This is a genomic window from Aeribacillus sp. FSL M8-0235, assembly GCF_038000355.1.
Classification (GTDB): Bacteria; Bacillota; Bacilli; order Bacillales; family Aeribacillaceae; genus Aeribacillus; species Aeribacillus composti.
Window position 1 is genome coordinate 2942185 of record NZ_JBBOBW010000001.1, and the last position, 13130, is coordinate 2955314.

A 13130-nucleotide genomic window follows, 5' to 3' on the forward strand; every position below is an offset into this window, starting at 1 on the left:
ATTAACAGAAAATTCTAACTATATTTATGCAATGCTAATGTTACACAACATAAAAAATAAATTAGTGGGTATGCTATTGACTGAAGAGGGTGACAACACACTTAAACAGATGTTTGTCATTAAAATTTTTTCATGTCGTGTTCTAACAAAAGTTTAAAGTGTCAAAAAGGAATACCATTCATTATTTGAAAATGGGGTGTTGACGAAAGACACTTTTAAATCGCTTTTTTAACATGTGCATTGAAACCCCTCTTCAAAGGAACGGACTTATGTTCGTTCCTTTTTATGTTTTCTTTCATTTTCAACACGTGGTAAAATAAAGAAAAAAATTGCGGGGAGTGTCATTATGAGCGATTGCATTTTTTGTAAAATTATTAACGGAGAAATTCCTTGTGCAAAAGTATACGAGGATGAACACGTTTTAGCTTTTATGGATATTATGCAGGTAACGAAAGGACATACACTCGTCATCCCAAAAGTACATAAAGAAAACGTTTTCGAGCTCACACCTGACATCTCAAGAAACTTTTTTGAAGCTGTTACGAAGGTCGCAAAGGCAGTAAAAAAACAATTGAATCCAAAAGGATTAAATTTAATCAATAACAATGGCGAAGAAGCCGGTCAAACAGTGTTTCATTACCATATGCACATAATTCCTCGACACGGAAAAGAAGATGGTTTAGGCATAGTATGGAAATCCCATCAAAATGATTATACTCCAGAAGATCTTGCACAGCTTGCTGAAACAATAAAAGGCGGATTGCAATAAAAAATAAACGGCTAAAGGATCCTAACAACAGGATCCTTACTGTTTTCTAACCGACACAAAATTTTTTATTTCCCCTCTCCTTTTTTCATGATAGGATGTTTTTATAAATGTGTTAAAAGGAGGACGAATCGTGGATCGAGTATACAATTTTAATGCAGGACCAGCAGCTATACCAGTCGAAGTATTACAAAAAGCTCAAGGCGAGCTGTTGAATTTCAATCATACAGGCATGTCCGTCATGGAGCTGAGCCATCGGAGCCAGGCGTATGATGAGGTTCACAATAATGCCAAAAGCTTATTGAAAGAATTGCTTAATATCCCTGATTCGTATGATGTGTTATTTTTACAAGGCGGGGCAAGTCTGCAATTTGCCATGATCCCGATGAATTTTTTGAATAATGAAAATATCGCCTATTATATTTTAAGCGGAGCATGGTCTGAAAAAGCGTTAAACGAAGCAAAAAAATTTGGTGAAACAAATGTGTTGGCATCAAGCAAAGAGTCAAATTACACACACATCCCAAAACAATTCGAGGCAAATTCGCTCCAAAATGCTGCGTATTTGCATATTACGTCAAACAACACAATTTTTGGGACGCAATGGCATGAGTTCCCCAGCACGAATGCACCGCTGATTGCGGATATGTCCAGCGATATTTTGAGCAGAGAGCTGAATATCGAACAGTTCGATCTCATTTACGCAGGGGCGCAAAAAAATCTAGGACCTTCCGGAGTCACTGTTGTCATCATTAAAAAAGATCTAATTGAAAAAGCAAATAAAAATGTACCAACTATTTTGAGCTATCAAACACATGCAAGCAAAAACTCTTTATATAACACTCCACCGACCTTTGCCATTTACATGCTTTCTCTAGTGTTGGAATGGGTAAAAGAACAAGGCGGAGTAGCTGAAATTGAACGCAGAAACAAACAAAAAGCTCAAATATTATATAACGCTATAGACGAAAGCGATGGCTTTTACAAAGGACATGCAGAAAAAGAAAGCCGTTCATTCATGAACGTAACATTTACGCTGCCGTCTGATGAATTGACAAAAGCGTTTGTTCAAGAGGCAAAAGAAAATCGATTAATAGGTCTATCCGGTCATCGTTCTGTCGGTGGCTGCCGTGCATCCATTTATAATGCGGTAACGATTGAAGCATGTGAAAAGCTCGCCCAGTTTATGAAAGAATTCAGAAAAAAACATTAAAAGCCTATCCTAACTTTAACGATCATACGCTATAATAGTGGAAAGTTTATTAAAGATGAGAACAGAAGAGGAGAGTTTAGAGATGAGAACGAAAGAATTAGTCATTTTATCTTTATTTGTCGCCATCGGCGTTGCTCTTCATGCGATTGTGCCGCCCATATTTAACGGGATGAAGCCGGATATGATGCTGTTGATGATGTTTTTAGGAATTTTCCTGTTTCCTGGGGTAACAAACGCCGGTCTGCTGGGCATTGCAACTGGCATATTATCCGGATTGACAACCAGTTTTCCCGGCGGACTCGTTCCGAATATTATTGATAAAATTTTGACGGCATTTTTAATATATTTTCTATTTCTAGCCTTAAAACCACTCAAACAAGCAATAGCAAGGGCGGGAATTTTAACAGTCATAGGAACATTAATTTCCGGCACAGTGTTTCTTTTAGCAGCGCTCTTACTTGTAGGTCTCCCAGGAGGCGCCGGATTTACTGCATTGTTCCTTGCGGTTGTATTGCCGGCAACAGTTATCAATACAATTGCAATGGTGATTATTTATCCCATTGTTGAAAGCATTCTTAAACGTTCTAACGTTCTATCAGAAAATAAATAAAACAGATTGACCCGATCTATGATCGGGTTTTATTATTGTATATAATAAAGAAGAAAAGCTATTAAAAGTGACGTTAATCCGCCAATCGCTAAAACTGACGCCCTCTTTTTCAGAAGATGTTTTGGAGGATATGAACTCGCAGAATTGGCTAACTTCAAATTATAAAAAGCTCCTACAAGAAACAACATGCTAATGATAAAAAATAAAAAAATAACACCCGCCATAATTTCCCTCCCTTACTTTTAGTTTATGCATCTTCAACTAAGGCTATGTTTTTATTGACGGATTTTGAAAACAAGGAACTATAGGAGTGGTAAAAATGTCAAAAGGCAAATCTTTTCTATATGGATTTTTCGTCGGCGGTGTTGTTGCCGGAGCAGCTGCACTGATTACGGCTCAAGCGAGGAACGGCAATGTTTTAAAAAAGACAAGATGCAATTTGCATAAGCTTGAAAACATATTTGGAGACTTGAAATCTGATGGGAAATCGTTAAAAAAGCAAATCGCACAATCAGCGAAAGAAGGCTTGCAAATTGCTAAAGAAGTCGCTGCAGATGTCAATCGGTCCATTCAAGCATGGCAGATGGAAATTGATCCGAATAAAAAAAATTTGGAGCTGCATGTAAAAGAGATTAAAGATAAATTAACAGAGCTAGAAGATCAAATCAAAAAAGAAAGAAACTGACGCTTCAAGTTTGCGGAAGCCTTTTACAATTAAAAATATTAAACATGTCAAAGAATTGGCAGGGTGTCAATTCTTTTTTGCTATAATTTATAATCATGAAAAATTGTTACAGTATAGAAAATCTTGATCGTTCTCATCATTCTTCGCAAAATTTATTACCGCTTCTATGTGTACTATTTTTAGTGTTTCACTATTTATTTAAAAATTTCGTAAATTACATCTTTATAAATCTTTATTTTATTGGCATAATAGAAGATATTAAAAATGTTAGTATTATACAAAGTAGGTGGAAAAATTGAAGAGATCGCTCGACAGCTATACGATAAAAGATGCACTTCTGTTCAGCCAGCGTGTCGCTCAGCTAAGCAAAGCGCTTTGGAAATCCATTGAAAAGGATTGGCAGCGCTGGATTAAACCATATGATTTAAACATCAATGAACATCATATATTATGGATCGCCTATCATTTAAAAGGAGCCTCGATCTCAGAAATCGCAAAATTTGGGGTCATGCACGTATCGACGGCATTCAACTTTTCGAAAAAATTAGAAGAACGCGGTTATTTAAAATTTTCCAAAAAAGAAAATGATAAAAGAAATACTTACATACAATTAACAGAAAAAGGAGAGGAAGTGCTGCTTAAGCTTCTTGAAGATTATGATCCATCCAAAAACACCGTTCTGAAAGGCGCACTTCCGCTGCAAAATCTATACGGAAAATTTCCTGAAATGATCGAAATTACAGCAATTATCCGAAACATTTACGGAGACGATTTCATGACAATTTTTGAACGCTCATTCAATAATATCGAAAATGACTTTGTCATTGAAGACGGAAAAATCAAGAAAAAGAAAGATGTGGAGGAACATTCTTATTTAAAAACTACAGTGAATCAATAGTTCGTTTTAAGTCTTTCATTAATTCAGTATACAGCCCTTGTAAATAAAGGGCATCGATCGTTTCATTGACATCCAGCTTTGGCGTCAGCTGTCCGGCAAAAAGCGTAAGAAGATTTTCAAAATATACAAATCCTTGCGCTTTTTGCTCCTTATGCTCCTTTGCTAATTCATCGCATATGCGAAAAACCTCTTCTATTTCCTCCTTCATAAGCCCTTTTTCCATCACGAGCTTGTAGAAAGGATACATTTCAATATTCATCATTTTCATAAACAAAGACATATAATATTCTAGAGTTTCCAGTCTTCTTTCTAAATCTTTCATTCCATCACATCTTTCTTCGGTTCATAATGGGGGCTGAAAACTCCCCAAAAATTTCCCATAACCCTATCTTTTTTGTCATTATTTTGATATTGTAATAGGTATGAATGGAAGGGGGGATTTCAAATGCTATTATATTTTATCATTTTTGCCGTCTTCATTCTATTTTATATAAACAAACTGACAACTGCTCTTTGTTCCATTCGTGAACTCCCTGAAGAAAAACAGTCAAACGTATTCCGCACCATTAATGTCTTAATTACCATTTTACTAATTTCATCATACATAGAAATTTCCTTTACTTAAAAGTTTTTTTACTTCATTAAAAAAGCCGGCAGAAAACCTCTTCTGCCGACTTTTTTGAAACCATTAATAGATCCAAGCAGCACCAACAATAATTAGTAAGATGAACAATACAACGATTAACGCAAAGCCTCCACCATATCCTCCGCTCATCACGACACCCCCTTTTTGTGTCTTTACGTTATCGTATGCACTGTTCTTTTTTTCGCATAGGCATTTGTCCTTCTTACTGGAATTTTCTTAACCCAAATTCGAAACGATTTTTCCATTACTTGGACAAACAGTTGCAAATCATATAGTTTCATGTCAAAATGTGAGTATATTTGTTTTAGATAGACAAAAAAAGGTAGGAGTTGTAAAGTATGAAAAAATTTGCATTAGCGGTTATCGCAACGGCCAGCTTATTCGCTTTGAATGCATGTTCAAACGGTGCAAATGATGCGGTCGTTGAAACAAAAGCCGGAGATATTACGAAGGACGAATTTTATGAAGCATTGAAAAACCGTTTTGGTAAAGATGTTTTACAAGAACTTGTGCATGAAAAAGTATTAAGCGAAAAATTTAAAGTCTCCGACAAAGAAATTGATGAAGAGCTCGAAAAAATGAAACAGCAGTACGGCTCCCAGTACGATTTAATTGCTCAGCAATACGGAGACAAGGTTTTGAGACAAATCGTGAAGGTCGACTTGCTACGTAAGAAGGCAACAGAAGCGAATATTAAAATTACAGATAAAGATTTAAAAGAATATTATGATTCATTGAAAGGAAAAGTACGCGCCAGCCACATTTTAGTGGAAGATGAAAAAACAGCGAAAGAAGTAAAAGAAAAACTTAATAAAGGCGAAAAATTTGAGGATTTGGCAAAAGAATATTCGATCGACGGATCTGCCTCCAACGGCGGAGATCTTGGATGGTTTGGCAAAGGCCAGATGGTGAAAGAATTTGAAAATGTGGCATTTAAATTAAAAGAAGGAGAAATCAGCGATCCTGTTAAAACAGAATACGGTTACCACATTATTAAAATCACTCAGACGGTAAAACCATTCGAAGAAATGAAAGACAGCCTGAAAGAAGATGTCAAAAAACAGAAAATATCTGATCCGTCATTGATGCAGGAAGCTATTGACAAAGCAATTAAAAACGCAGATGTAAAAGTAAACGACAAAGATCTAAAAGATTTGTTTGAAACCCAAAATTAACATATGACATATAGAAGAAAGGGGGACTAAAAGCAAAGCTTCGTCCCCTCTTTTTAGCATTCAAAACATGACAGCGTATATAAATGTTTTTTTATCAACCTGCACCAGCTTTGCCGGGTTGACAATGGATCTTTTTATCCGGATTAAAGCAGCTCACGTTTTGTCTGATGTCTTTTGACTGTTTGATGATGTTTTTCCGAAAATCGTCGCGCTCCCGCTGGTCGGATAGAGGAAATTGAAAGCATAGTAGAAAAGCCGACACAATTTTGTTTCTAATTTGCAGATGTCATCTTTTCTTTCGCTCGCTTTTCTTTTTCTTTTTTCATTCTTTCGATATATACATTTCCTTCCCGCTCAATAAAAATTTCTTCTATTTCTTTGTCTTTTTTAGCTGTTTTATATGCCATATATGCACTAAAAATAATTCCAACAATACATAAATATACCCACCACGGCAGAAACGTCATTCCATCTCCTCCTTGCATAGACAAGCTTTTTTATTTCATTTTATGCAAGGGGCTCTATATTATGATTCTCTATCGATGAAATGACGGTTTATAGAATGAGCGATTGTCCAGAGCGAAAATCCGTTCCGTAAATTCTCCCGGCTTGACTCGTTCAAGCGCCCGGTCCAGCATGTTCATTTTTGCATCGATATTATCAATATGATGGAGAATTTCCGCTTCCTTAACCATCGGCATTTTCGGACTTCCCCATTCCGGTTTCCCGTGATGGCTCAATACCATATGCTGCAAAATGACGACCTCTTCGCCGGAAATCCCAAGTTCCTTCGCTGCTTCTCCAATTTCGTTTACCATGATGGAAATATGCCCAAGCAAATTCCCTTCAACTGTATAAGAAGTGGAAATGGGGCCCGACAGCTCAATTACTTTGCCAAGATCATGAAGTATGACCCCGGCATATAATAAATCCTTGTCTAAACTCGGATAAAAGTCAGCAATCGCTTTGGCAAGATCAAGCATGGAAACAACATGATAGGCAAGGCCTGATACATATTCATGATGGTTTTTCGTCGCCGCCGGATATAAGAGAAAAGCGCTTTGATGCTTGTTCATCAAGAATCTTGTTATCCGTTGAATGTTTGGATTTTTCATTTCAAATATGTATTTCGTAATTTTTTCAACCATTTCTTCTTGAGATAATGGCGCTCTTTCTACAAAATCCTGTACATTTAAATTTTCATGCGGCTCTGCCAATCGGATGTTGCGGATTTTCAGTTGATTTCTTCCCCTGTAATGATGGATATCGCCAAATATTTTAACAATCTGTTGAGGCAGATAATTTTCTTCATCTTCTTTGCTCACATCCCATAGTTTTGCTTCAATTTCCCCGGAACGGTCTTGCAAAATTAACGTTAAAAAAGGTTTTCCATTGCTTGCAATACCTTTTGTTACTGATTTTATCAGCAAAAAAAGATCTACCTGCTCCCCAACATTGTAATGAATAATTCCTTTAGCCATCGTATTCTCCTTCCACTTTCCGCCTCGTAACTTATAGTATAGCATACGAACCAAATGTGCGACGGTCTAACAAATATATTTTATAAGTAAATGATTTCTTCGTCTTGAAAGTAAGATAATATATGCTGATGGCAAGTAAACAGCAGCATTTGATGATGATCCGACAGCTGTCTCATAATACTCACAATATTTTTTATGCGCAAATGGTCAAAATTCACAAAGCTGTCATCGATCATTAATGGAAGATGAATTCTCTTTTGCATGCTTTCTGCCAGCGCAAACCGGATCGCCGTGTACAGTTGTTCAGCTGTTCCTTGACTCAGTTCTTCAGCCGTAAAAATAAGCCCGTCTTTCCTTTTCACTGAGAAAGAAGGCGAACCCTCCGCCAGATAAATGTTTTCGTATTCCCCAGACGTTGCTATTCGGAAAAAATATTCCATTTTATGCAACAACTTCGGCATTTTTTCATTTCGAACATAATTCGTCGTATGTTTCAGCATCTCTCTTGCCACTGCCATTGCCGCCCATTTTTTCGCAAGCTTTTTTGCTGCAGAACGCTTCATTTCAAACGAATATTTCAACTCAGAATATAGACCTGATAGTTCTATTTTTCTAATCTCTATTTCTGTTTCCGCTAATTTCTTCCGGATAGAATCCTCCATTTTTTCGAGTTCTTCTTCTTTTTCCTCAAGAAATGTTTCTCGCTCTTTCAAAGCCCTCTCATTTTGATAATCGTTCATATCACTTGATGTCAATAATCCTTTCGTTCGCAGCTGCCCTTCAATCCAGTTTAATTCGGTTTCGATTTTTTCTTTCTCTTTTTTGAGCATTCCTATTTTTCTATATTCTTCCTCGCTTGCTGCTCCGGCTGACTGAAACAGCTTCTCTAATTCTCTTTCAATGCTTTGAAAGGTCAAACGAAATTTTGTTTTTTCCTCTTGAACCTCTTTTAGCTGCTTCATCAATGCCTCTTTTTGCGATCGTTTCTTTATATTTTCTTCCATTATTCTTCTCAGTTCTGAATAGCGTTTCTCAATTGAGTCGGCACGAATGTTATAATATTCACACAAAGGCTCAAACTTTTTTCTAAACTGATTTAAGTTTTCTTCATACAAACGAACTTTTTCCTCTAACATTCTTTTTTCTCTTATCAGCTTTTGACAGCTTGCGATGCGTTCAAACTGCTCAAGCAATTGTGATCCTTCGGCTTCTTTCGGAAGATGAAAATGTTCATAAAACGGGAAAATTAAATGTTGCAATTGATACTTTTCATGTTCCCATTCATCATATAACGAAAGAATCCGTTCATAAGCTTGTTCTTTACCTTTATAATTCATCTTTTCGATCTCAATTTTTTGGCGGACTTGCTGATCCTTCCATAATATTTCCTTAATATGCTTCAAACGCAACGTTCTTTCCAAGATTCGGGAATCATTTTGTTTATCAAGTTTTTTCACAAGCTGTCCATGCTCATTTTGTAAATGCTTTAACAGCTCATCATCCTGTGGACGGAAGAAAAAGAAAACAATGATGAAAGGAAGAAACGCTGTTAAAAACAGCCAATTCTTATAAACAAACGAAAGAACAATGGCAAACGCAAAAACAGATAGCAAAGATACAGTGAGAATTTTCCATTTTTTTAATTTTTCCCGATTCTTTTTTTCTCTTTCATTGATTTTTGCTTTTAACTGGGCAATCTGCTCTTTTAAATAATGTTTGTCGGCCGTTTGCGCCATTTCTTGTTCTATGGCTGACTGCTCCTCTATTAATCTTTCCCTTTCAGATGGATCAAGCAGAAAAGATTCGTATTCTTTTATGCGGCGCTCACATTCTTCCAGCGAATATTGGGCACGCTCATATTGTTCATCGAGAAGCTTTTTTCTTTGAAATAATTGTTCATATTTCTTCGCAGCATCCTTTATTTTTTCCTTCATGCGAACAGATGTGTCGATTTTTTTTATAGCATTTTCATCTTGATGGCCGAAAATATAGATGAGCTCCTCATGAATCTGTCCTTCCAGCATTTGTTGTTGAACAATGAAAAGTTTTTGTTCTTCTAATTGTTTTTGGATGAGGGGAAATTGACTTTTTAATTCCTCAAATATTGTCTCGTCAGCTGGACGGCCGTCGATCTTCAAGGCTGATAAGGAATCCTCGATCCCCTTTTCTTTTTCCTGCACCCTTCCCAGCTGTTCTAAAACTTCGTCTCTTCTTGCCGAAAGCTTTTCCAGCCGAACAAACCCGTCCTCCGGGAATTGAATGCCGTCAGGAAAATCTTTTAACAGCTGCAAGCATTCTTTCCGTCTTTCCAAAAGGGGAAGAACTGCTATTTGTTTTTCCACTTTTTTCCGTTCTGTTTTCAGCGTCACCTTCTCGTTCTGGCAGTCCTTCAGCTGCTTCTCTAAGCTGTCCCTTTCTTTGATCAAAAAATTGTAAGCGCGCTGCTGTTCTTTTGCATGTTGCAGTTCTGCAAAGTCCTCCATCAGTTTATTTAACGATCTGTTCAGCAACGGTTTTCGGCCGTTCGGTTTAAACAAATCCTCCTGCTCTCTCTGCAGTTTCTCCTCTAAACGATATAACTGATCAGACCCGAATACACTTGTTAAAAATAAATATTTTCCCAGCTTCTCACGATTCAGCTCATACACTTTTTGCAGCCCGAATAAATCAAAGGAAAAAATCGCTTGATATGTTGGTCTGTCGGTTCCTTTTAAAATTTCAGCCAGCTCTTTATCCCCTCCTGTCCGTCCATCCTGGAAATAAAGAGTTACATCCCCCGCTGCGGCTCTCCCTTTTACGCGTTCCACTTTTACTGTTCCGTAAATTTCACATTCGATGATTAATGCCCCGCCGTATTTTCCGCCCGCTTTCGGTTCGAACCGTTTATCCGGATGCTGTTTAACGGGAAATCCGAACAGCATGCTATGGATAAAAGACATCAGCGTCGATTTTCCGGCTTCATTTAAACCGTAAATGACTTGTATGCCATGATCCGAAAATGAAATTTTTTTATCTGCAAATTTTCCGTAGCCATAAATATGCAGTTCTTTTATTTTCATCTTATCACCTTTTTTACGACCGCTTCCATTCTTGCTTAAACAGCTCATAATAAATCATTGTTTTCGCTTCTTTTATCAATTCTTCTTTTTCATTTTCTGTGAAAGATTGAAAGAAACGCCGAAATAAACGATTTTTATATAAAGGCTCCATCGCTTCGTCAAATTGATGAAAATGATCCAAAATTTGTTCAAAATCTTTCGAAATGTAAGAGGAGGAGAAAAAGTCGTCGCTCGGCACGATTTGATGTTGAATGGAAACAATCCAAACGAATTCGTTCTTTCCTTCTTCCTCTTCATTCAATATTTGCGCAAGCTCATCCAAATGATCCTGATCCATAAGATCCCAAAACAATGATGAAGCTCCATCTAGCATAATTGTCAAAAGAGCCGAGCCATTTCGTCTCTGCTGTTCCTTTACCGCTCGAATATGATCATATAGCTCGCTAACAGCAGCTATTTCATTTACAGAGAGCTTGATTTCATTCCAAAGTATGTCAAATACCGGCACAAATCGGTACGCGCTTTTCCCGCCTTCTGCTAATTCTACAAGATACACTCCCTTTTCTCCCGTTTCTTTTTTATGGCGGCCTTGAATATTTCCCGGATAAATAATCGGAGGGTCGGAACGATGTAAAATTTGCCGTTTATGTATATGTCCTAAAGCCCAATAATCAAAATCTTTTTCCAATAAATTTTGAATCGTAAAAGGACAATACGGCTCATGTCCTTCCGTCCCTGACGCGGTGCCGTGAAGAAGACCGATATGAAGCGGCGCTTCGCTTCTTTTTTGAAATTTATAGACAATATTTTCTGTAACCGAACGAGTCGGATAGCTGTAGCCGTAAATGTTGGCTAAAACCTTTCCGTCGCGGACAAACGGTATACATTCTACATCACGATCGGAAAAAATATGAACGTTTTCAGGCCATTGAATATGAACCCAATTACCTCCTGTATGATCATGATTTCCAAAAATAATAAAAACTTGGATGCCTTCTTCATTGAGCCGTTCAAACTGTTTCTTTAATCTCAACTGGGCTTTCAAACTGCGGTCTTCGTCATCATACAAATCTCCTGCGATCAGTATAAAATCGACTTTTTCTTTTGCCGCCAGTTCAATTACACGTTCAAATGCCGTAAAAGTACTTTCTTGAATTCTTTTAAAGATGCTTTCCGGCAAATGCTCAAGCCCTGTGAACGGACTATCTAAATGCAAATCTGCCGTATGTATAAATGTTATGCGGCGAGTCATAGTCTCCCTCTTTTCACTCGTTTCCGGAACGTACGTTTGCTTTTCCATATTATATCATTTTAATGTGAAAAAATACATCCCGGTACCCGGGCCCCCTGCCAAAAAATTTTTTAAAAAAAGCTGAAAGGATTTTTTTTCAGGAAAAAGAAATATATTTTTTAAAAAAGGAGGATGACACGGAGAAGCTGGCGCGATATCATCCATTCGACCTTGAGTCCCTAAAGGAGCTTAGCCGGCCTCTGCCTGATGACTAGACCGAACGAAGGAATGTAGGCACAAGGATGCCAAGAGACATGGGAGGGTTCGTCATCATCAGCGATGCAGAGATCTACGGTGCATCCCATACGCTTCCCCCCACTACAACCAAATTTAACCAGTAGTGGCCGCGAAGCGTACCCAGTCAATGTAAGATATACACATATTTAAGAAATAATGTTAGAAACTTTGTCGAAAAATATTTTTTTGACACCCCTGAAACGGCTACAACCGTTGATATATCAACATTTATAGAGGGAGGATGTTTGAAATGCCGACATATTTTTTAACTGCGTTTACAAACAAAGGAGAACTGCTTTTAAATGAAAAGTTTGAAGCAAATTCAGAACAAGAGGCAAAAGAAATCGGTTCAGAAATATTGAAGGAGCATCAATGTTTAAATACCGCGCATCGCTTAGTTACTTCTTCTGGCCGGCTTGTTTTATTTCATCGCTAAAACTTAACAGGATTGACAGTCCACAAAACAATGACAGGGGAAGTCTTTCACAACAAAAATACTGCGCGGCATAAGCCGCCCGCTATATTCATCCTGCTCCCAAAATTTTATGAGGCTAATTTAAAATATCTAAATGGATATGACGCTTTTTAGCCATTTACCCGTGTGGAAAAATTGTAGTGGGCATCTAAAATCAGTTTTTTCCTAGTCCCCTGCATTTTGTGGGGGGCATTTTTCTTTCCAAAACTGCCTCTCAAAAATTAGGATGATTTTGGTTCTGGAGCTCACTAAAATCCCGATCACAACAATGCTAATAATGGTCGCGACGACATCATGTTTAAGAACTAAATTTGAAAAAGTAATAGCTAAAAGACCGACTATTCCAATTATGATGAACATCTTATTATCTCCCATTTTGTTCACAGAGCCCCCTTCAATATCATCCCATTAATTTAAAGCTAACATGATGAAACAGATTTATCAGAGGCTGTCCAAGAAGTCCTAAAAATAAAAGCAAGTAGAGAATAGCTCGTATTTCTCTACTTGCTTTTGTATGTTTTGTCTGAAGTCTGCCGGCTACGTTTGTTGCAGGCTAATGGCGCAATCGCTTTTATGATTAAGTCTCGCGATCTC

At 37.4% G+C, this 13130-nt stretch carries 14 protein-coding genes; 8 read left to right on the plus strand and 6 right to left on the minus strand.

Features of this window, described 5'->3' with window-relative positions:
* Positions 1-346: 346 nt before the first annotated feature.
* From NSQ71_RS14380 to NSQ71_RS14400, 5 genes are all read left to right on the plus strand, one after another.
* A complete protein-coding gene (locus NSQ71_RS14380) occupies positions 347-769 on the plus strand; it encodes an HIT family protein (RefSeq protein WP_063387316.1) in 423 nt (140 codons plus the stop codon).
* A gap of 130 nt (positions 770-899) precedes the next feature.
* Positions 900-1979 carry a 3-phosphoserine/phosphohydroxythreonine transaminase gene (gene serC, locus NSQ71_RS14385; RefSeq protein ID WP_340734142.1) on the plus strand — a complete coding sequence of 360 codons (1080 nt, stop codon included), beginning with the start codon at positions 900-902 and terminating at the stop codon, positions 1977-1979.
* An 82-nt stretch (positions 1980-2061) separates the two neighbouring features.
* A complete protein-coding gene (locus NSQ71_RS14390; RefSeq protein ID WP_094244629.1) occupies positions 2062-2589 on the plus strand; it encodes a tryptophan transporter in 528 nt (175 codons plus the stop codon).
* A gap of 319 nt (positions 2590-2908) precedes the next feature.
* On the plus strand, positions 2909-3274 hold the full coding sequence (locus NSQ71_RS14395) for a hypothetical protein (protein ID WP_063387312.1): 366 nt from the start codon (positions 2909-2911) through the stop codon (positions 3272-3274).
* Positions 3275-3569: 295 nt separating this feature from the next.
* Positions 3570-4172 carry an HTH-type transcriptional regulator Hpr gene (locus NSQ71_RS14400; RefSeq protein WP_066248920.1) on the plus strand — a complete coding sequence of 201 codons (603 nt, stop codon included), beginning with the start codon at positions 3570-3572 and terminating at the stop codon, positions 4170-4172.
* On the opposite strand, the gene NSQ71_RS14405 is transcribed toward NSQ71_RS14400, so the two are convergent.
* Entirely contained in the window at positions 4156-4494 is a 339-nt protein-coding gene (locus tag NSQ71_RS14405; RefSeq protein ID WP_063387310.1) for a DUF1878 family protein, read from the minus strand. The two genes, NSQ71_RS14400 and NSQ71_RS14405, sit on opposite strands and share 17 nt — an antisense overlap.
* Positions 4495-4617: 123 nt before the next feature.
* On the opposite strand from NSQ71_RS14405, the gene NSQ71_RS14410 reads away from it, so the two are divergent.
* A complete protein-coding gene (locus tag NSQ71_RS14410; protein WP_066248923.1) occupies positions 4618-4797 on the plus strand; it encodes a hypothetical protein in 180 nt (59 codons plus the stop codon).
* Between the two features lie 63 nt (positions 4798-4860).
* On the opposite strand, the gene NSQ71_RS14415 is transcribed toward NSQ71_RS14410, so the two are convergent.
* Positions 4861-4947, minus strand: coding sequence for a YjcZ family sporulation protein (locus NSQ71_RS14415; protein WP_063387309.1), 87 nt, complete (start codon positions 4945-4947; stop codon positions 4861-4863).
* Positions 4948-5156: 209 nt separating this feature from the next.
* On the opposite strand from NSQ71_RS14415, the gene NSQ71_RS14420 reads away from it, so the two are divergent.
* Positions 5157-5993 carry a peptidylprolyl isomerase gene (locus tag NSQ71_RS14420; RefSeq protein ID WP_066248925.1) on the plus strand — a complete coding sequence of 279 codons (837 nt, stop codon included), beginning with the start codon at positions 5157-5159 and terminating at the stop codon, positions 5991-5993.
* A gap of 272 nt (positions 5994-6265) precedes the next feature.
* Here the strand turns inward: NSQ71_RS14420 and NSQ71_RS14425 are convergent, their stop codons facing one another.
* The 4 genes from NSQ71_RS14425 to NSQ71_RS14440 form a co-directional block, all read right to left on the minus strand.
* On the minus strand, positions 6266-6460 hold the full coding sequence (locus tag NSQ71_RS14425) for a sporulation YhaL family protein (RefSeq protein WP_063387307.1): 195 nt from the start codon (positions 6458-6460) through the stop codon (positions 6266-6268).
* A 69-nt stretch (positions 6461-6529) separates the two neighbouring features.
* Positions 6530-7474 (minus strand): 3'-5' exoribonuclease YhaM, encoded by a 945-nt coding sequence (yhaM, locus tag NSQ71_RS14430; protein ID WP_066248928.1) that lies wholly within the window; start codon positions 7472-7474, stop codon positions 6530-6532.
* A gap of 80 nt (positions 7475-7554) precedes the next feature.
* Entirely contained in the window at positions 7555-10533 is a 2979-nt protein-coding gene (locus NSQ71_RS14435) for an ATP-binding protein (RefSeq protein WP_340734143.1), read from the minus strand.
* A gap of 13 nt (positions 10534-10546) precedes the next feature.
* The gene (locus NSQ71_RS14440) at positions 10547-11785 is read right to left on the minus strand and encodes a metallophosphoesterase family protein (RefSeq protein WP_165381992.1); all 1239 of its coding nucleotides are present in this window, start codon (positions 11783-11785) and stop codon (positions 10547-10549) included.
* A 526-nt stretch (positions 11786-12311) separates the two neighbouring features.
* On the opposite strand from NSQ71_RS14440, the gene NSQ71_RS14445 reads away from it, so the two are divergent.
* Positions 12312-12497 carry a YhzD family protein gene (locus NSQ71_RS14445; RefSeq protein WP_066248936.1) on the plus strand — a complete coding sequence of 62 codons (186 nt, stop codon included), beginning with the start codon at positions 12312-12314 and terminating at the stop codon, positions 12495-12497.
* Positions 12498-13130 lie beyond the last annotated feature (633 nt).